The sequence below is a fragment of the Rhodopirellula sp. JB055 genome (assembly GCF_043100905.1).
In the GTDB taxonomy this organism is placed as follows: Bacteria; Planctomycetota; Planctomycetia; order Pirellulales; family Pirellulaceae; genus Rhodopirellula.
The window spans coordinates 1-18,873 of record NZ_JBICHO010000200.1 but is presented as its reverse complement, the minus strand read 5'-3'; the positions used below and the strand labels follow the sequence as shown (position 1 = coordinate 18,873).

Genomic DNA, 18,873 nt, shown 5'->3' with positions numbered 1-18,873 from the left:
ATTTAGTTGGACGAAGCTCTGGTGTACCAGTTGTCGCGCTAGCGGCACGGCTGGATAGCTAACTTCGGAAAGGATAAACGCTGAAAGCATCTAAGCGTGAAGCCCGCCCAGAGATAAGGATTCGTAGACATTAGTCGAAAGTCCCCTGGAAGACTACCAGGTTGATAGGTTGGACGTGTAAGTGCAGTAATGCATTAAGCAAACCAATACTAACGGGCGAAAGTTTGGCCACCGATATCCCGCACTCATGCGGTCCAGTCGGATCGGCTTCAAGAAGTTAACTTGTTCAACTACCAAACAACTGGCCTTACGGCGGCGAAACATTCGTCGTAAGGTCTTTCCGGCGATCATATCTGAAAGGTTATACCTGTTCCCATTCCGAACACAGCAGTCAAGCTTTCAGAGCCGATGATAGTGCCCACCAGCGTGAAAGTAGGTCTTGCCGGATTTTTAAAAACCCTTCTGAGTTTTCTCAGGAGGGTTTTTTTTTGCGCGGTGGGAAAGTGGTGGAGGGGCACAGGGCCTCAGGGCCTCAGGGCCTCAGGGCCTCAGGACTCAGGACTCAGGACTCAGGACTCAGGACTCAGGACTCAGGACTCAGGACTCAGGCCTCAGGGCCTCAGGGCCTCAGGACTCAGGACTCAGGACTCAGGCCTCAGGACTCAGGACTCAGGACGCAGGACTCAGGACTCAGGACTCAGGACTCAGGACTCAGGACTCAGGACTCGGCAGGCAGTTATCAACGGGGTGGCGGTTGTGTCCGGCCTGACGCTTGGGGCATGCAATTGCCTTTGGGCTGGTTGATCGAAGCCGTTCGGCCACGAAAAAAGCCACGGCCATTGAATGGAGCCGTGGCTTTTGAATTGATGTGGATTTACTGGGGCTATTTCATTCGCCTCCCCGTCCCCAGCGTTTAGGGAGGGTGATGGCGTAGAGAATCACGACAGCTCCGACCGCCAACATCACCCAAGGAAATCGCTCAGTGGGTGTCCAGACTTTGGTGGTTTGGGCGGGAGTCACGCCTGGGTCCATGAATTCAACGGCGCTGGAATCGGCCGCTGCGTAGACGGTTGCGGAGTCGATGAGCATGGTTTCGACGCCGAGGATCACCATCATGATTCCAACGGCTAAAAAGAGACTTCTCCACATTCGATTTCACTCCGTGTGACTCGTCTTTGGGTTTGGTAGACAGTCTTTGAAATCGTCGCTTGGGGTGCTGGATATTGAGCGAGGGGGGAGTGCGCGGGTTGACCGTGGTTTTTGCTTTGTTTGGTGCAATCGTTACAGCAGGTGTTGTGCTTTGACCTGCAGGTATTGGTTCACCATGGGGGCACTGAGTTCATCGGGGTAGGCGTCGACAACGAGGACCCCTTTGTGGCGTAGACCTGAAAGGACTTGTTCCCTCCAGACGAGCATTTCCGCGGCTGCGGCAGCACGGTAAGTCAACGTTTCATCGAGTTGCTTGGGTGCGGGCGCGTTTCCGGCGGTTTGGAGGACTTCGGCAGGGTAGTCAGCTGCGTCGAACATTTCGCGGTCTCGGAGGACGACTGCCAGAGGAAGGTGTGTTCCAGTGAGGTTTGAGAGATGGTCGGCGACGACTTCCGCGTTGACCTCGTCGACGATATTGGTCGTGAGGGTCACGAGCGAACGTCGTTTGCAGTGTGAGTTGAGGTAGAGGAAGGCCTGGTCATATCGAGATTCAACCATTCGAGGGAATTGGTCGAATCCAGCTTGGAGCAGACGATTCATTTGACTAGCGCCTCCTCTTGGCGGGAGGTAGGCATGGATTGTATTGCTGAAACAAATCATTCCGACGGAATCGCCCTGGTGAAGTGCCACATAGGACATCATCAGGATGGAATTGAGCGCATGATCAAGCAGGGAATAGCCTTTCCGTTGATTGGTCATCATCCGTCCGCAGTCCAGCAGGAAAATCAGACGCTGACTTTGATCGCTTTGGAACTGGCGGACGGTCAATTTGTTTCGCCGGGCAGTGCTTCGCCAATCGATATGTCGGTAATTGTCGTCTCGCGTGTAGTCGCGGAGGCGTTCGAAGTCACTGTCTTGGCCGATTCGGCGGGTTCTTCGGACGCCGATGAGGCTCAAGCGGTCAGTTCGAGCCAAAAGGGCGTAGTCGGAAAGTTGTTTCATGTCGGGGAAGACATTCAGCCGGCTCTCGAGTTTTCGAGAAATGTGCCGCTGCCAAAGCCCCAGGGGGCTGAATAATTTGAGATCGACGCGGTCGAGGTGGAATGCGCCTCGACGGTGGGGCGTGAGTTTCCGGTGTAATCTCAGTTGCAGACCGGGAGGCAGGTCCAGTTGGTGTTGCTCAGGGGTAGAAACAAAAGAATTTGGCACATCATCGCGCAGGAGTCCTTTCATTCTCATTTGAGTGTGGTTCTGCAATGAAAGAGAGCAGTCCAGCGGGACGCCAAGTGAACCAGTCCGGGAGACGTTGCGTTCCACGGTCAAACCTGAGCCACGCATCTTTTGGGTCGCAACCAGGTGAAGAACGCAGTCGATGCCTGTGACGACGAAAATCATTCCGTCGAGCAGACCGAGAACGACGAGTAGGTTTGGAAAGAAGACCACCGCGACACTGAGAACGAGGCTCGATCCCAACAATGCCACCCAGCGGCGGGTCGGGTAGATTCGCAACCAAAATGCTGCGATTACCAGCGGCAAACTCGCGAGGACCAGCAGCAGCCAAGGCCATTGGCTCGCGATTTGAAAAAGAGTTTGAAAGCGGTTTCCGAAACCCATGAAGACTCGGCCGGGTTGGAGAGGTCAAAGAGGAGCGCGACGGGAGTCAGCAGTCTATCACGCAATTGACCGGATCGTGGTTGTGGGGTGGGGCGGTTCTTGTTGTGCAAGAGATGCAAGGCACAAAAAAACGCCGTCGACTTGGAACAGTTTTCCAGGTCGACGACGCGAGCGTTCAGGTGAATTGGGCGTTCGCCCGGTTTTTCCTAGCGACGTGGTTTATTTCACTTCGCCGGCTTCAGTGATCTTGATCAATTGGCGAGTGCGGCCGGATTGGCTGCCTTGGGCCTCAATCTTCTTGACGACATCCATCCCTTCGACAACACGACCGAAGACGACGTGTTTGCCGTCTAGCCAAGGAGTGGGGGCGACGGTGATGAAGAATTGCGAACCATTGGTGTTGGGGCCAGCGTTGGCCATGCTCAGCAAGCCGGGAGTGGTGTGCTGGAATTTGAAGTTTTCGTCGGCAAATTTAGCTCCATAGATGCTTTCTCCGCCGGTGCCGTTGCCTGCAGTGAAGTCACCACCTTGCAGCATGAATCCTGGGATAACACGGTGAAATGCACTGCCTTCGAAATCCAATGGAACGCCGGATTTGCCTTCGCCTTTTTCTCCGGTCGACAATGCCCGGAAGTTTTCGACTGTTTTGGGAACATCTTTCCCGAACAGTCCAATCACGATTCGTCCGGCAGGCTCTTTTCCAATCGAGACATCGAAATAGACCTTGTGAGTGATCTCTCCTTTGGCGGGATCCGCTGCGAACGAGGGGGAGGCCGAGGCGGCAAACAAGCCAAAGCTTGAGATGGCAACGAGCGACAAAGCGAAAGCACGAACAGTCATGGCAAACTTTTGAAGGGAGAATGGGGGAGTTGCCCGCGAAGGGTAACGGTCTTTGCTCACATTGAACCAGATCTGCAGGATCGTCTCCAACCCCATCTCATGTCTTCTCGGTAATGAAGTGGGATGACGGCGGTCGTCGAGGACGCGGCATCGTTTTGAGAACGATTGGTTCATGCAGTCAGACGCACGAAAGCCCGGTGTGGTTTGATGAAAATTGCCGGGGCGGTTTTTTAAAATTGGCGGTTGAGTTCCGGTTTGGACGCGAATCGCGACGGTTTGCTGATTTCTTTGGAACCCACGAGTGATGTTTTGATTGAATTTCCACAGTACGGGATTTTTCCGCGGTGGCCGGAAGATGGTCAGGGATGGATCCACCCGGACGACGTTTCTGTTGTGACGAAGTTGTTGCCAAGTGAGCGTGTCATTCGGCGGGATTCCTTTGATGGGACCTACTACCATTGCAGTTACGGAAAATGGAAGTTTCGTTTGCGTCCCGCTCTCTGGTTGCAGATCAAAGCGGAGGGATTGGATCTTGGGGACGAGGTCGAAACCATCGGGCTGGGGATGGAGCGAGATCTCTTTGTGGGTGAAGTGGTCGGCATGTACTACGTTCGTCGGAAAGGGCGAATTGCCTACCGGCTGAGACGGGCTGACCAGGATCTGCCGCGATTGTTTTTGAAAGAGCACCTGCGATTGTTGTCGGAAAAACAACGTGTTCGGCAAGGCACAATCGAGCATCCCGCACCGAAGTGGGATGGATCAGGCGAGCGAATGAAATTCACGGATTGATCGCTGCGCATTGAGCGGGACGCTCGGTTGACGCTCTCTCCCCGTGGCGTTTCATTTCTTTGACAGTTTTACGACACGGTCGAATTGCTTTTTCGTCACCGGTTGGACGGACAGTCGGCTGCCTTTTCGTAGCAGCATCATGTCCACCAAGGGGCTGCCAGCCTGGGTGGCCTCTTCACGCAGTTCGGCAAGGGTGACGGGGCGCTCGAGTTTTTTCTCGAGTTGGATGTCGACCATGTACCAGGTTGGTGAATCCGGATCACTCTTGGGGTCGAAGTAGTTGCTTTTTTTGTCCCAGGCGTGGTGGTCGGGATAGCCGCCGCGAGAAACGGTCGCCAATCCAACGACCGCCGGTGTTTTGCAGGCGGAGTGATAAAACAGAACGCGGTCACCTTCTTCAATCTCATCTCGAAGCAGGTTGCGCGCTTGGTAATTGCGAACGCCTTCCCAGCAGGTGATTTGATCGGGTTGTTCCGCTAGGTCGTCAATGCTGAAAGTGTTCGGTTCCGTTTTCATCAGCCAGTATTTCATCAGTTTGCGCTGCGTGTGTTTGGGGGGCGGGCAGGTGCGAGTGTTCGGTTGAGTCAATCTGTGCGGGGGCGTCGATTTTTCATCGAATTGTTTCGGAGCCGTGCCGATCACTCAAGAAGACACACCTCCATTGTGTGTTGATGAAACGAATTCGTCTGCTTCCGCATGATTGCGGCTGCTTAATTCAGGCCATGGAAACGGCCTTGTATCCGTTTTCCATGCGCGGTCTCGTGTTTCGACGCGGGGTCACGCCATTGGCCTGAGACTAATATGAACGTTGACGCAATTCACACTGCATTGGGCATCGCATTCACCGCCGTTTGGCTTTTTGTCGGCCAAATCATTGTCGATAGCCATTGAAAATGCCCCGGTGGTTGAACACCGAGGCATTTTGAATTTCAGAAGCTTAGGCGACGGGAATTCACTCTGGTTTTGCCAAGCTGTAGGCAACGATTTCTTGGTCGTTTCGAATGAAAGCCGTTTGGTTCGCGTAGGCTGGATGAGTCCACGCGACGGAGCGTCCGAACGCTTCGCCGGTGGGTTCGATCGCATGGAAACGTCCGTGTTCTTCGAAACCATCTTTGGAAAGCGTGGCGATCATCAAATCGCCATTTTCTGAGAAAACCAAAAAACGATCGGAGTCGCCCAAGCGGGTCAGAAAGGCGGTGCCGTGTTTGATGAATCGCTTTTCGTCAGGTTGGGTGGCTTGGAAGGTGGACCACAAACGGTTGCCATCTTTGGCATCAAAAGCGATCAATTCACCCACATTGCAATCAGTCCCGTAGACCACCCCATCCACGAACACGGCGGGGCTGTTGCTGGAAAAGACCGAGTGGTCACGTTCGCCACGCCAGAGTTCTTTGGCGGCGGTCGCGTTTTCGTCGAGTTCGAACATCACCGATTCCGTGCGGATTCCGCTGGCGTAGATTCGGTTTCCTTCCACGGCGGGGACGGCGATCGACATGTCGAACATGGGGCTGAGTTCAACGTTCCAGATGGGTTCGCCGGAGATCAAATTCAGTCCGTGAACACCGGTCGGGGAAAACACCAGCAACTGGGTTTGATCGCCTTGATTCAGAATCGATGGGGCACAGTATCCGGCGTTGCTGTCAAGTTGTTTCCAGCGGACATCGCCGGTCATTTTGTCGAACGCGACGACGCCTTGTCCGTCACCACCCACCATCGTGTAAAGCAGGTCCCCTTCGATCAGCGGATGAGCTGAAAATCCCCAGATCGGAACTTCGGCACCAAAGTCCGAGGTGAAATTCCGGCTCCAGATCAGTTCGCCATCGGTGACCGACAAGCATCGCAAATCGCCTTCACTTCCAAGGATGTAGACTCGGTCGTCATCCACGGTGGGGGTGCATCGAGGTCCCGCGGGATAGGAAATGCTGTAGGGACGTTCGTATTCGTGCCGCCACAGTTCTTTGCCGGTTTCTGCGTCCAAAACGATCAGTCGTTCGTCGCCGGACAGGTCCGCTCGTTTGCCAGGGTCATTGAAGGCTTCGCCTTGCCGGCGTGCATAATCGAAAACAAAAACACGCCCATCGGCAACAGAGGGGCCCGCGTAACCGCCCGCGATCTTGGCCCGCCATTTAAGTTCCAAGCCTGATTCGGGAATTGAGTCCACAATACCTGTTTCGCGATAGACCCCATCGCGTTGATCACCCATCCAGCCGGACCAGTCGTCGGCGGACGCTAGCGACGAGGTGGTGGCAATCAACCCGAGTGTGAGCAACTTGCATCGGGCGAATGAACCGAAATCCAAGGGCAAGAACTGGGAAAGAGAAGCTGCACGCATATTTTGAAGTCCGAAAATTGGGATGGGAACCGATCCGTACTATATGTTCTTTTGCTCGTTCAAACCGCTTTGTCTTCCCTTCGACTGATCGAAACCGAATGCGATTGATTTTGATGCGTCACGCGAAAAGTGACTGGGCCGACGCTCGTTTGTCGGATCACGAACGGCCGCTGAACTCCCGCGGACGTCGCGACGCCCCGAGAATTGCAGGTTGGATGCAGGACAATGGTTGCCAACCCGATTTTTTGCTTTCATCTGATTCCAAGCGGACTCGCGAAACGGCGGCATTTCTTAATTCGCGTTGGGAATTGCCTGTCCCAACCCATTTTTCATTGGATCTTTATTTGGCATCCGCATCGGCGATCTTCCAAATGATCCGTTCGACCGAGTTGTGGCTGGCCGATAAAAACGGAACGGCGAGTAGCACTCCGGAAACTTTGCTCGTTTTGGGACACAATCCGGGGATCAGTGCGGCGGCGAGCGAATTGTTGGGGCACTCGTGTGGTTTTCCTACCGCGGGGCTGGCGGTATTCGAATGCGAGGTTTCGTCTTGGTCGGATGAACTTGGTCCAGAGAATTGCGAAGTCTGGAAAGAGATCCGGCCGAAGCAGCTTCCATGATCGCTTTCCTTCAACCACTGGCCAATCATTTGGACACTTTTTTTGCGGAGCCGTTTTTTCGCATCTTGTTGCTGGCTGCTGTTTTGCTTGCACACTTTGGATTGCGACTGACGTTCTACAACCGATTGAACTCGCTGGGATGGAAGCGATCGATAATCAAACGAACTGAAAAGATCGCTTTTGCGGAAACCTGGATCACACCCTTCGTTTTGGGATGGGGCTTCTATCAGCCAATTGGCAGTTGGTTGCGTGGTGAAGTCAGGTTGGAAATCCTTCCCGTTGGTTTGCTGGCCTATGCGATGCTTTGCCTTGTCTTGGGAACACTATTTGGCTGCTTGTGGTTGTTGTGGCGACCGATTTGGAGATTCCAGCACGTGTCTGCGAAACGGAATATCGAGTTGCATGACGTTTCCAAACAAACCGGACGGACTTTGCCCCGGACTCGCAAGTGTCGATGGGCGGCGAAGGTGCCGATGAACCAAATCTTTGAAATGGCGGTGGAGCAGATTGAGTTGCCCGTGGTTGGTCTGCCGGAGCCACTCGACGGATACAAAATCGCTCATCTGTCAGACATTCATTTGACGGGGCAAGTCGCACCTGACTTCACGGCTCACGCGGTTTCAATCGCCACGCAGTGGTCGCCTGATTTGATGGCACTGACGGGCGACATTGTCGACAAGCAACCTTGCGTGGCTTGGTTGCATGATTTGTTTTCGCCCGCGCGAGCAACAGACGGTTGTTACTTCGTGCTCGGTAACCATGACACGCGTGTTTCGGATCCAGACGTGGTGCGGGATCGCATGACGGACGCCGGATGGATTGATGTTGGCGGGAAGGTTGAAACGGTGTCGCTGCGTTCGCTCAATTGTCAATTGTTGGGGAACGAGTGGCCTTGGTTCACTCGGCCGGATGATGCTGTCATGTCGGAGAGCAATGGGAACTTTCGACTTTGTCTTTCCCACAGTCCTGATCAATTCGATTGGTGTCGCCGGAACGAGGTGGATCTGATGTTGGCTGGTCACACCCATGGCGGGCAAGGTCGATTGCCGTTGGCCGGTCCGATCTTGAGCCCCAGTTGGCACGGCAGTCGTTGGGCATCGGGAGATTTTTATCGATCGCCGACGACCCTGCACGTTTCGCGGGGACTCAGTGGAGTTCACCTGTTGCGAATTCGTTGTCGGCCTGAGCTGTCGCTGATCACACTGCGATGTCCAGGTTCGTAATCCGCAACATGATCTCCGTCGCCGGATTCGCCGAGAATTTGGACGTCCATCCAAGTAGCCGGATTCGCCAAGAATTCGGACTCTGGGAACAGGGAGGGACTCATTGCTTCGTCCACCACGTTTCGATTCTTACTTTTGCGAAACGAACTTTTCGAGGGATCGGTCGAGCAACTTGATCGCCGCGTCGATGTGATCGTTGTTGGTGATCATCGGTGGCGGTAAGAAACGCAAGCGAGCCGGTTCGGCTCCGCAGAGGAATCCGAGCAAGCCTTCTTCGAACATCAAGTTCATCAGCAACTTGGCGTGATCGAGTGTGCCTTCTCCGGGGGTGAACACGATCATCATGCCTTCGCCAAAAGGACCTGAAATCGCACCGGGATATTTATCGACAAGCTTTTGAAGTTGCTCGGCAAAGTAGGCGTGGCGTTTCATGTTTCCGCCGTCCGCACCGAAGCATTTGGTGGATTGCAATGCATCCAACGTCGCCAGTCCGGTCGAAATCGCGGCAGTCGATCCGGTGAACGTTTGGCTGAGGATCGGTGCCTTGGGGTGGAAGTCGTTTCGGTACAGCGTCGCGCAGACCTGAGTGATCTTACCTACGGTGACGATGTCGGCGAATTGGTCCAGGCCGTAATGTTGAAACGCAAATGGTCGGCTGGTTCGTGAGAACGTTTGCACTTCATCAAAGATGACCGGCACGCCCGCTTCCCGCAGTGGCTCGCACAATGCCGTGAAAAAATCGTGGCTGCCGGGGTAGTAGCCGCCTTCGCCAGCAATTGGTTCCGCCCAGAATGCCGCGTGTTTTCCTGGATAGCGTTGGAGCAATCGTTTCAATTCATCGACCGCCCATCGTTGAGATTTCTCGGGATGGTCAGGATGCAGGAAGGGCAAGTAGTCGACCTGGATCGCTTGGGGGAAACCGTTTCGGTAGGCGGGGCGGTCGGTCAAAGCAGCCAGCGCGATCGATCGACCGGCGAACGCATTGTCAAAGGCGATGATTCGGTCGGCGGGTTGTCGGTGGTGGAAGGCGAGTTTCAATGCGTTCTCGTTCGCCATCGCGCCGCTGGTGGAAAGCAATACGTGTTCGAGCGGTGCTCCCGATTCGGACGCGAGCGAGACGAGTCGTTGCATCATTTCGACGCTGGCTGGGTTCTGCTGCAGATTCCCCTGCATGACCGTGTCTTCGATCGCCGCATCGATGCTGGCCGAGACCAGGTCGGGATTGGAGTGACCGCCGCCGTGCACGCCGATTCCGCCGATGAAATCCAGTTTGACGCTGCCGTCGGCCAGTTCGACGTAGGGACCGTTTCCAAGTCCGGACGCAAAGTAAGGCCAGATGGGTGGGCCGCCTCGGGCGGAGGTGAACCCGTCGATCAGGGTTTGGTAGCTCGTCGATTGGTCGGGATCGCTCGGCGAAACATCCGTCATGGAAGCGGAATGATCACGCATTGCTTCGGCAATCAATTGCTTGGCTTGTGCGATTCGGGGGTCCTGACGAAGTGATACGGCGTGACGCATGTTCAAAAGCGATTGGCGAAAACGGTATCAAACGAGGGGATCCCCCGAGCTACAACAGAGAGCACGCATCTTGGTTCCCGGTTCGGTTCTTGGCAATCACAGGCCCACTATGTAGCCGGATTCGCCAAGAATTCGGACCCTCACCACTTCGCGCTTTTGGGGTCCTTGGTGGTCTTAAAACGACACATGAGTAGAACTGTTTTCCTATTTTTTTTGGGTGTTGGGTGAGTTTCGTCGACCCACCCCCTGAAGCGACTCGGTTCGCAGCATGCCACTCCATTCCCCGAAGTTCTTTAAGCCAGAATCTGGGCGAGTGCCGCGAGGTTCTTCTCTTCGTCGAAGAGGGCTTCGACTTCCAGCTCCAGGCCGGTGACAACGGTGCTGACCAGGCGTCCCGAGGAGGATTTCATTCGCAAATGGTAGGTCCCCTTCTCGAGAACGAATTGCTCGACGGTCGCCTCTTCGGTGCTGATGATCCAGTATTCACCGACCCCATTGGCGGCATAGTCTTCGAATTTGACGCCGCGATCGCGTGCCTCGGTTGATGGCGACAAGACCTCCACGGCTAAATCCGGTACCGGGAATTTCATCGTCTCGGGTTCAACTTGGGAAGTTTTTTCAAGGCCGAAAAAGACGATCTCTGGTTCGTAATCGTTTCGTGGGAAAACGCAGAGGCACTTTTCCGCTTTGACCGTGCCCAAGCGATGACGTGCTACGAAGGTGTGGATCAGTTTTGCGACATTGAGCGTGGCGTCCAAATGACGGTTTCGAGCGGGCGAATGCAAAATGACCTCTCCGTCAATGAACTCGATTTTTTGTTCGGGCGTCATCTCGTCATAGAAACGGTCTCTGGCGTCGCGTTCGGCTTGAAGTTGCTGCGTCAAACGATCGACCAACAACGGCAGTTGCGGTGAATGACGAATCGGTCGAATCAGTTCGTCGAGGGAGTCCATCGAAGGTTCCGGTGATCAGGGCTGCAGCGGCGGTCGAACCTGAGTAGTTTAGCCTCGCTTTCGGGCCACTGCTACTTTTGACCCTTCGGAGTGCCATCCCCCGAAAAAACGGTTCTCTGGCGGGGCAGACACTTCCGACGGATGACACGAAAAACTAAGCTTTGCGGATTGGATTTTGTTCACCTTCCTGCCTGAAAAGCTGCTTTTCCATGCCTCAGCCTCGCGTTCTCGTCCTGCGTGCTCCCGGTACCAACTGCGATGTCGAAACCGCTCATGCCTTTGAGTTGGCCGGTGCGGTCGCCGAACGCGTCCACGTCGGGCGACTGATGGAAAACGCGGCTTTGGCGAGCCGCTACCAAATCCTTTGTCTTCCCGGTGGATTCAGCTACGGCGATGACATCGCGGCGGGACGGATTTTGGCAACTCGGATGCGGCGTCACCTGGGTGACCTGATGCATCACTTCGTCGACAGCGGCGACAATCTGGTGCTGGGGATTTGCAACGGGATGCAGGTGCTGATGCGGTTGGGCGTTTTGACCAGCGGCGTCGGGCAATTACAAACCGCGGGCGGACCCGCCGAATCGGCAGACGACTCCGTTCCACCCGCCACATTGACCTGGAACAATCACGGTCGATTCGAAGATCGCTGGGTGAATTTGGCCGTCGACAAAACGCCGTGCGTGTTCCTGCGAGACATCGAACAAATGTATTTGCCAATGGCTCACGCTGAAGGCAAGTTCATCGCCCGCGACGCAGAGGTGTTGGAAGAGCTGCGATCGGCTGGACGATTGGCTCTACGATACTGCGAGCCATCGGGTGAGATCCAATCCGAGACGTTGCCGTTCCCGATCAATCCCAACGGCGGTGACGCCAATGTGGCCGGGGTGTGTGATGCCAGCGGCCGGGTGTTTGGTTTGATGCCGCACCCCGAACGACACATCGATCCGACTCAGCATCCGTTTTGGACTCGTCGCAAAGAGCAGCCCGAACACGGCGAAGGATTGAAGATGTTCCGAAACGCGGTGGAGTGGTTTGCTTGAGCGAGCCCGTGACGCCCGTCGAAGAGTCGGAAACTCGGTTCGCATTTGGCAAGAACTGGGCGTCGTTCCTGGATCAGTTTGATGCCGAACGGTTGCAGCACGCGACGTCTTCTTTGAAGTCGCTCTTGCAAGTGGAATCACTGGCGGGCAAACGGTTGCTCGACATCGGATCGGGCAGCGGTCTGTTTTCTTTGGCGGCTGTTTCGATGGGTGCCGAAGTCGTCAGCGTGGATTTGGACGATGACAGCGTGGCTTGCACACGGGCTCTTCGTGAGCGAGCGGTCGCGGAGAACCCGTCTGTCGCTGAGCAATGGCAGGTTCACCAAGGCTCGGCGCTCGATGCGGAGTGGCTGGCTTCGCTGGGGCCGTTCGACGTTGTCTACAGTTGGGGAGTGCTCCATCACACCGGCCAAATGAACACGGCGATTGAGGCAACCTCATCGGTGGTCGCACCTGGTGGTCAGTACGCGATCGCGATCTACAACGATCAAGGCGGAGGGAGCCGAAGATGGTTGCGAATCAAGCAGGGCTATCATCGTCTGCCTGCTTTTCTACGCCCGGCGTACGTCGTTCTGGTCGCTGGTTGCTACGAACTGAAATTTGCACTCGCGAGGCTGGCCCGAGGCCGCAATCCGCTACCGTTCGCAGATTGGCGAGCGAAGAAATCGGATCGCGGCATGAACGCCTGGCATGACTGGGTCGATTGGATTGGTGGCCTTCCGTTTGAGGTCGCCACACCAGAAGCCATCATCCTACCGCTGCGTGAAAAAGGGTTTGTCCTCGACAACCTGACCACCGTTGGATCCGGATGGGGCTGCAACGAGTACGTGTTTCGACGCTTGGAAGAATCGGCGAAGTCATTGCCGTAGGCCAGGTTCCACCGGGCGATGGTTGTTGGCCGGTTTTCCTGACCTTCGCGTTGGCTCGTTGAGGGACGCCTCGCTTTGTTCCAAAGCATCGGCGTGGTCGCCAGGTGGAACCTGGCCTACGACCTGAAATGTGGTTGCCGGGGTCGCCAGAGTTCAGACGCCAACCTGTAACTCGGTGGTCCCCACCGAGAACGAAACCTCAGTTACGGCGAGGACCGCCGCGCGACAGCACATCACTTGACGACCAAGCCTGGTTCACCCGGCATCCTGATGCGACAAGGATCGCAAATTGATTCCCGCGAATTTTTGCAAAGAGGTTTTTACGATTCATCGGAGAGCGGACTGCGGGAAGGGATCAGCAGACCCGCGGCGATGAATGCGAATTGGGTGGCGAAGAAGATCGCCAAGTTGCGAAGCATGCCTTCGGTGAAGCCATAGCTGTGCAGGCCAATTCCCAGTTCGTTGGTACCGAACCAACTCCAAGCTGTGATGATGTTGCCGCCGATCGCCAAAATGGCGAATCCGCGTGCCTTCACCATGCCGTCCCAGCGAGCATGAAGCATCAGTGCGTTCCAGATCACGATCAACAGCGCACCGTTTTCTTTCGGGTCCCAGCCCCAGAAACGACCCCAGGAATCGTCGGCCCAAAGCCCGCCGAGCACGGTGCCGATGAAGCTGAACAGGATGCCAAAGCAGGAGGCTCCGTAGACACAGCGATACAAATCGCGACGGGCGCGATCGCTGGCGTTGATCCAACCGGAGATGAGATACCCAATTCCGAGCAAGCCAGCGACCAGCGTTGCAACGTATCCGAGTGAAACGCTGATCACGTGCGTGCTGAGCCAGAACTGAGTGTCCAGCACCGCTTGCAGCACACCCATCGTTTCGGCTTGGCCGACGTTCAGCGTCAGGTTGTAGGCGACTCGCAAAGTCATCATGCCAGCGACGGCGGCGAGCATGTTGCCGGTGCCGTAACGGAAGATGCGCTCAACGACCAAGCCGAATAGCACGGCCGCCCAGCCGATGAAAATTGCCGATGAGTAAAGGTTGATGACCGGAGCACGGCCGGTGATGTACACCCGGGACAGAATCACGATCGTGTGAATGATGAACGCGATCGCGATGGTTCCCCAAACCGCATTGCCCAGCCGAGGCGAATCCACCGCGAAGTAGATCAGCCCCAAGATGATCGCCAGGATATAAAGTCCGGTTGCAATCGCGGTTGGGTTGGCGGCACCCAGCCATTGTTCCAGCGACACGGCAAAGTGATCGTAACCGGAGATGTTGTAGGCCTGGACCGCAGCCAAATGCTCGTCGACGGCTTGGTTGAATGCGGCCGGGTCGCCTTCGCCATAATCGCGAATCAACTCACCGAAGGTGCGAATGCCGGCTGGGCTGTCTTCGGGAGCGATACCGTTCTTGGCCATGTTGAAGAAAGCGGGAGCGAACGCGGTCCAATCGGGTTGTTGTTCGCTGTTGGTGGCCTGTTCCATCGAAGGTGGGATGATCGCCGGAGCCGGCATTTGGGCCAGGCTGTTCATCTGTCTTTCAAGTTGCCGCAACGCGAACAGTTGGCGTGATTGTTCGCTGGTGCCTTCGGGGAAAAACTCCGCAGGGATATCTTCGGGCACTGGCAAACGCATCGCGGCGGCGGCCACGGTGTACTGCCGCGTTCGCATGTCCAGTTCGATCGCCTTCTTGTCTTTGAAGTCTTGATCGAGTGATTCCTTTGCACGAGCGTCTTCGACCATCTTTGTGAATCGCTCCAGGTTCTGGCCGATGTCATCGAGCGAATAGAGTTTGCTCTCACGGCGATCCAGGTCGAGTTCGGCGCGAATTTCTTCGGCATCAATGCGGAACATTGGCAAGTAACGTAGTGCTGGTTCGTCAATCGCGACTTCCATCAGCCACTGAACCGCGGATAGCTTCTTGGTTTCGACTCGGTCCTTGATTTCACTGGGGGCCGCATCGAGTGGCAGTGAATCCTTGTTGGTCATCGCTTTCATGGTTTGTCGAGCGTACGCGTCGAGCGGCATCACGCGACCACCGTACTGGACGGGAATTCGTCCGAGAGCTGCCAAGTCAAATTCGTTGGCACGATCGACGGGCTTCAATTTGTTCTTCATCGAAACACTGGGGGCGAGGACCACGGTGACCAGCGCTGCGACTGCCGCGAGGTATACGATGACGGGCAGGTTCTTCCGAGAGGCGGGAGTGGCGGTGACCTCGATGCCATCTGTAAATTTGGAATCGCCAGCGGATTCCTCGCTGCCGAATTCGGCCAACGCTCGTTCGTTTTCACGACGGCGACGTGAGATGAATCGAGTGAGTGTTCCCCAGAAGTGAACCAGCATTCCCAGCCCGGTGATGCTGCAGGCGACATAGGGAATCAACCAACCGGAATTGCGGACGACTTGGATTCCGGTCAGCTCTTTGCCGCCAGGAAGTGGCGTGTAGTTCGATTGGTAAAACGTTTCGCCGCGATAGCGAAGCGGGTTGTTCATCCATACGCGTTCCTTGCGGTCCTCGCCGGTTTCACCGTCAACGATGCGGATGAAGGACGAGTAGTCGCGTGGTGTTTCGGTGCCGCTGTAGTTGACCCGTCGAACGTCTTCGAGCTGAACCCAGTACGGTTTGACTTCGCGGTGCAAACGCAAGCCGATTTCGTATTCTTTTTCACCCACGGTGACGGAATCGAACATGTCTTTGGATGTTCCGTCGGGAACCAACATCTCACGGTCGTTGATCGACTGGCTCACCAAGAAGACACCGAGAGATTCATCGGATTCGGGATCGATGAGTTCGACATAAGCGGCGGGGAGATTCATCGCCATGTCCGCACCGCCCGATTTGGGGCGTTCAGCCGCAGAGACTTCCAGGCCGATTCCTTGGGTGGCGGGAGAGTCGTCCTGGTGCTCTTGGATGCCGGCATTTTCAAAGTAGTTCAGAACTTTGATTTTGACGGGTAGTGATTCGTTCACGATCGTGGACTCGCTCGCCGCGGCGCTGGCCAACCGCTGAGCCGGAACCGCGACAACGTTTTGAATGTCACCTTCGGTGTGAATGAATTGAAGTTCGACTTCATCCAGGTTGACGAACGTGTTGGTGGATTGCCCTTCCACAAGACTGAGACGCTGTTCCGTTTGACGGTCACCAAAAGCAAACTGGCCGACCATCAGCAAGCCAACGCCAAGGTGCAGTAGCACATTGCCGCCTTGTTTGCCAAACGCCAACTGACATCCGACCAGCATGATCAGGCCGGCGCCCACTCCTTTGGCGAGTTGCCAGACGATCCGCAGTCCGGGATCGTCGATGCGAGTCCCCGTGAACAAGCAGTAGACGACGACCAGTCCCAATGTGGCGGAAACAAAGTATGTCAGCCACCGAAGGATGGGGAGTTTGACTGAGGATGCCATCACGCCCGTCGCAACCGCACCGACGGATAAGCCAGCGAGCACCACTGCCCACAGCCGATCGTAGGACAACCATTTCGGAGGTGTCCCTTGCAGTCCGTCATCGTTGTGTCCGGTGAAGACGATGATGCCAGCCACGATGATGCCAGCGACCAAGAACGCGAGCCCTGCGGCCAAGCGACCGCCGCTGGCTTGCAGTCGGAACCGAGTGATCTTGGCTGCAATCAGGTTGACCATCAGCAGCAATCCGATCATCGCTCCACCGGGAAACGGTAAGATGCCTGGAATCGGTTGTGCGTGACGGTAGAACGCTTGTGGGAAGAAATCGTCGAGGTGTAGCGGAGCGATCCATGAGAGGAAGTATCGTTGTTTGACTTCCTGCATGTTCATCTCGTCTTGTGCCAACGTGCCAACCAACACGAGCACAATCGAAAACGCGAATAACGCGACGGTGAACTTAAGAGATCCTGCCAATGCGAGTAACCGCGAAGGGGCGAGCCAATCCGCGATGGATGAAACGCGATCGTCAGTGGCGTGGGTATCGTTGGTGACGGATGCCATCGAAAGACTCTTGGAAGGTGGGTTCGCCAAATGAGCGGCGGTGAGGGCAGGGCGTGTGCTTTGAAAGTCAGTACTTCAAGGACTTCAAAAAACTTCGCATCGCTTCGTCTTGGTCCGCGATCACGTCGGCTGGACCAACCATTTTAATGAACAGGCTGAAATCATTTTCGAGCGGCACGATCGTCGCATCAATCGAGGAGGCTTGGTCGTCGCTCTTGTCTTTCGGATGAAGGATGAACCGTTGGGCGTCGCGTCCGGCAACGGTCAGTTTCTCGGCGGATTCGAGAGCTTCATCGACATCGGCGTCGTCGGGTTGGCCGCCCTCAACCTGTCCCATCCATCTCGCCACGTTGCCTCGCAAATCGCCACCGGCGGTGATGACAGTGATCTCGGCGGAGGATTTTTCAGGGCCTGCATTGAACGCCGCCATCCGCATCATGCTCATTCGTCCGTCACGCCATCCTTCGGGGCGATCGAAGTCGAGAGCGGGATCCGATTTGGGGGCGTCGTCGCTGTCGGCAGCCTTTGGGAAGGCCTTCTCTTTTGGGGCTGGCATCGATTTGCCACTGGCCTTGGCTTGTTCGATCGCCTCCTGTGCATCGCGTGGCAAGCCGGCGTGAGGGTCGGATGCGGGGGGGGCACTGGAAGGGCCACCTGTCATGGGGCCACCTGCCATCGAGGCGAACGGTGCTCCGCCAGCCATCATGGGCGGCCCGGAATCCGCAGGACGCCCGGTGACGTCGACCCAAATCGCGGGAGCATCGGCAAACTCTTCCGAGTCTGATCCCGACCAAGTCATGGTCTCCGCGGAGGCCCATTCTTCTTTGCTGTCAGAAAGTCCGACTTGTTTTCGCCATCGGTTGACGTTCATGGCGACCAGTTCCGACCAGTCGTCCATGCGGGAAAGTTGGGAGACGCTGAGGTCGAGCTGTTGAACGGGAGTGTTGATGTCGAAGGACGCGAAACGCATTGCTCGGTCGGCACCTTTGCGCCAGTCCGAAGGGGCCGAATCCAAGTTCGGTTTGCCGTCTTCGAACTCGATGTTTTCAACAAACTCACGGAAGGTGTCGTCGATCGAATCGACCGCAGATTTGCGACCCATGATTTTGAAGAACCAAGCTTGGTCCTTTTGCGGCAAGATCGCAGCGACCATGCGAGTGTCTTCGGCGGCCAAAACCGCGGGCATTTTGGTTGGCACCTGATAAGTGATGATCGGTGCTTCTTGTGAACATCCAGCCAGGACACTCAACCAGCCAAGGCAAAAGATGCTGGCGATGATCGGGACGCATGACGTCCGGCGGAAATCAGGCATTCGATGAATGGGGGACGGCATAGGTGGGACGACGAAGAGTGTTGGGGGCGGGGAGCAGCGGGGCAAATTGCATGGAAACGGCCCAAACCTGGCAATTCCAACTGAAATGCAGATTGAAAACCGCCATCCATCATGGTGACTGATTTTCACGCGAATCCAAGCTCAGATTAGCTGCTATGACTATTGAAACGCGACTGCAGTCCGAATTGTTCTCATGATGAAGTCAATGGATTGCGTGAGCGGGGTGTTTTCAGTGGAGGGGGTGGCAAACCGTCGCGGGCGCGGGGGCTGGGACGGTTTCGGGAGGGAAGTCGGAATTCGGGCGAATTCGGCAAGCCCCGAGGGGTGACAGGAGCGGATTGGTTCTGCGGTCTGTCATTCCTTTCGGGACTTGGGGAAATGATTTGCTGCGTTGTTCATCGGCTGACGCCAATGGCTAGAACCTGCCGCGACTTCATCGCTTTTTCGGCTGTCGTCGGTCTGGCGCCGGTGTGTGGAATCGCGATCACTCCGGCACGACGCGGACAACCACGCCTTTGAAAGCGGGCGTTTTGGTTTGAGGGTAAGCGTAGCGAGCAAACAAGACGTTTGAATAGGGGTAATAAAAAAAATCCTTTCCGGCACCTATTTTATCGTATCC

14 protein-coding genes, 2 rRNA genes and 1 pseudogene are annotated in these 18,873 nt (G+C 55.8%); 7 read left to right on the top strand and 10 right to left on the bottom strand.

Features of this window, described 5'->3' with window-relative positions; translation table 11 throughout:
- Positions 1-232, top strand: a 23S ribosomal RNA gene (locus ACF8AM_RS08215); the annotation flags it as partial.
- A gap of 107 nt (positions 233-339) precedes the next feature.
- Positions 340-448 (top strand): 5S ribosomal RNA (rrf, locus tag ACF8AM_RS08210).
- A 440-nt stretch (positions 449-888) separates the two neighbouring features.
- On the opposite strand, the gene ACF8AM_RS08205 is transcribed toward rrf, so the two are convergent.
- The 4 genes and pseudogenes from ACF8AM_RS08205 to ACF8AM_RS08190 all read right to left on the bottom strand — a co-directional run bounded on the left by ACF8AM_RS08205 (position 889) and on the right by ACF8AM_RS08190 (position 3,603).
- A complete protein-coding gene (locus ACF8AM_RS08205) occupies positions 889-1,149 on the bottom strand; it encodes a hypothetical protein (protein WP_392555166.1) in 261 nt (86 codons plus the stop codon).
- 132 nt (positions 1,150-1,281) lie between these two features.
- Positions 1,282-1,749 carry a hypothetical protein gene (locus ACF8AM_RS08200; RefSeq protein ID WP_392555168.1) on the bottom strand — a complete coding sequence of 156 codons (468 nt, stop codon included), beginning with the start codon at positions 1,747-1,749 and terminating at the stop codon, positions 1,282-1,284.
- A 117-nt stretch (positions 1,750-1,866) separates the two neighbouring features.
- A pseudogene (locus tag ACF8AM_RS08195) lies at positions 1,867-2,151 on the bottom strand (DUF58 domain-containing protein); the annotation flags it as partial.
- 831 nt (positions 2,152-2,982) lie between these two features.
- Positions 2,983-3,603, bottom strand: coding sequence for a peptidylprolyl isomerase (locus ACF8AM_RS08190; protein ID WP_392555165.1), 621 nt, complete (start codon positions 3,601-3,603; stop codon positions 2,983-2,985).
- A gap of 309 nt (positions 3,604-3,912) precedes the next feature.
- Here ACF8AM_RS08190 and ACF8AM_RS08185 point away from each other — a divergent pair, with 309 nt between their 5' ends.
- The gene (locus ACF8AM_RS08185; RefSeq protein ID WP_392555167.1) at positions 3,913-4,392 is read left to right on the top strand and encodes a DUF6960 family protein; all 480 of its coding nucleotides are present in this window, start codon (positions 3,913-3,915) and stop codon (positions 4,390-4,392) included.
- A 51-nt stretch (positions 4,393-4,443) separates the two neighbouring features.
- Here the strand turns inward: ACF8AM_RS08185 and ACF8AM_RS08180 are convergent, their stop codons facing one another.
- Both ACF8AM_RS08180 and ACF8AM_RS08175 read right to left on the bottom strand, forming a co-directional pair.
- Entirely contained in the window at positions 4,444-4,908 is a 465-nt protein-coding gene (locus ACF8AM_RS08180) for an EVE domain-containing protein (RefSeq protein ID WP_392555164.1), read from the bottom strand.
- 436 nt (positions 4,909-5,344) lie between these two features.
- Positions 5,345-6,724, bottom strand: a complete 1,380-nt coding sequence (locus ACF8AM_RS08175; protein WP_392555163.1) for a PQQ-binding-like beta-propeller repeat protein — start codon at positions 6,722-6,724, stop codon at positions 5,345-5,347.
- A gap of 98 nt (positions 6,725-6,822) precedes the next feature.
- Here ACF8AM_RS08175 and ACF8AM_RS08170 point away from each other — a divergent pair, with 98 nt between their 5' ends.
- Together ACF8AM_RS08170 and ACF8AM_RS08165 are read left to right on the top strand one after the other, a co-directional pair.
- The gene (locus ACF8AM_RS08170; RefSeq protein WP_392555162.1) at positions 6,823-7,344 is read left to right on the top strand and encodes a SixA phosphatase family protein; all 522 of its coding nucleotides are present in this window, start codon (positions 6,823-6,825) and stop codon (positions 7,342-7,344) included.
- Positions 7,341-8,567 (top strand): metallophosphoesterase, encoded by a 1,227-nt coding sequence (locus ACF8AM_RS08165; RefSeq protein WP_392555161.1) that lies wholly within the window; start codon positions 7,341-7,343, stop codon positions 8,565-8,567. The genes ACF8AM_RS08170 and ACF8AM_RS08165 overlap by 4 nt, the downstream gene beginning before the upstream one ends.
- A 129-nt stretch (positions 8,568-8,696) precedes the next feature.
- Here the strand turns inward: ACF8AM_RS08165 and ACF8AM_RS08160 are convergent, their stop codons facing one another.
- Positions 8,697-10,085, bottom strand: a complete 1,389-nt coding sequence (locus ACF8AM_RS08160) for an aspartate aminotransferase family protein (RefSeq protein ID WP_392555160.1) — start codon at positions 10,083-10,085, stop codon at positions 8,697-8,699.
- A 293-nt stretch (positions 10,086-10,378) separates the two neighbouring features.
- Entirely contained in the window at positions 10,379-11,038 is a 660-nt protein-coding gene (locus ACF8AM_RS08155) for a Uma2 family endonuclease (protein WP_392555159.1), read from the bottom strand.
- Positions 11,039-11,247: 209 nt separating this feature from the next.
- Here ACF8AM_RS08155 and ACF8AM_RS08150 point away from each other — a divergent pair, with 209 nt between their 5' ends.
- Both ACF8AM_RS08150 and ACF8AM_RS08145 read left to right on the top strand, forming a co-directional pair.
- On the top strand, positions 11,248-12,078 hold the full coding sequence (locus ACF8AM_RS08150) for a phosphoribosylformylglycinamidine synthase subunit PurQ (protein ID WP_392555158.1): 831 nt from the start codon (positions 11,248-11,250) through the stop codon (positions 12,076-12,078).
- The gene (locus tag ACF8AM_RS08145; protein WP_392555157.1) at positions 12,066-12,947 is read left to right on the top strand and encodes a class I SAM-dependent methyltransferase; all 882 of its coding nucleotides are present in this window, start codon (positions 12,066-12,068) and stop codon (positions 12,945-12,947) included. The genes ACF8AM_RS08150 and ACF8AM_RS08145 overlap by 13 nt, the downstream gene beginning before the upstream one ends.
- A 320-nt stretch (positions 12,948-13,267) precedes the next feature.
- On the opposite strand, the gene ccsA is transcribed toward ACF8AM_RS08145, so the two are convergent.
- Both ccsA and ACF8AM_RS08135 read right to left on the bottom strand, forming a co-directional pair.
- On the bottom strand, positions 13,268-16,921 hold the full coding sequence (ccsA, locus tag ACF8AM_RS08140) for a cytochrome c biogenesis protein CcsA (RefSeq protein WP_392555156.1): 3,654 nt from the start codon (positions 16,919-16,921) through the stop codon (positions 13,268-13,270).
- Between the two features lie 67 nt (positions 16,922-16,988).
- A complete protein-coding gene (locus ACF8AM_RS08135) occupies positions 16,989-18,233 on the bottom strand; it encodes a hypothetical protein (RefSeq protein WP_392555155.1) in 1,245 nt (414 codons plus the stop codon).
- Positions 18,234-18,873 lie beyond the last annotated feature (640 nt).

Coding starts and splice junctions, on each gene's coding strand:
- ACF8AM_RS08165 (WP_392555161.1), top strand. CDS start 7,341: ATGATCGCTTTCCTTCAACCACTGGCCAATCATTTGGACACTTTTTTT.
- ACF8AM_RS08160 (WP_392555160.1), bottom strand. CDS start 10,085: ATGCGTCACGCCGTATCACTTCGTCAGGACCCCCGAATCGCACAAGCC.
- ACF8AM_RS08205 (WP_392555166.1), bottom strand. CDS start 1,149: ATGTGGAGAAGTCTCTTTTTAGCCGTTGGAATCATGATGGTGATCCTC.
- ACF8AM_RS08155 (WP_392555159.1), bottom strand. CDS start 11,038: ATGGACTCCCTCGACGAACTGATTCGACCGATTCGTCATTCACCGCAA.
- ACF8AM_RS08170 (WP_392555162.1), top strand. CDS start 6,823: ATGCGATTGATTTTGATGCGTCACGCGAAAAGTGACTGGGCCGACGCT.
- ccsA (WP_392555156.1), bottom strand. CDS start 16,921: ATGGCATCCGTCACCAACGATACCCACGCCACTGACGATCGCGTTTCA.
- ACF8AM_RS08200 (WP_392555168.1), bottom strand. CDS start 1,749: ATGAATCGTCTGCTCCAAGCTGGATTCGACCAATTCCCTCGAATGGTT.
- ACF8AM_RS08175 (WP_392555163.1), bottom strand. CDS start 6,724: ATGCGTGCAGCTTCTCTTTCCCAGTTCTTGCCCTTGGATTTCGGTTCA.
- ACF8AM_RS08135 (WP_392555155.1), bottom strand. CDS start 18,233: ATGCCTGATTTCCGCCGGACGTCATGCGTCCCGATCATCGCCAGCATC.
- ACF8AM_RS08180 (WP_392555164.1), bottom strand. CDS start 4,908: ATGAAAACGGAACCGAACACTTTCAGCATTGACGACCTAGCGGAACAA.
- ACF8AM_RS08150 (WP_392555158.1), top strand. CDS start 11,248: ATGCCTCAGCCTCGCGTTCTCGTCCTGCGTGCTCCCGGTACCAACTGC.
- ACF8AM_RS08190 (WP_392555165.1), bottom strand. CDS start 3,603: ATGACTGTTCGTGCTTTCGCTTTGTCGCTCGTTGCCATCTCAAGCTTT.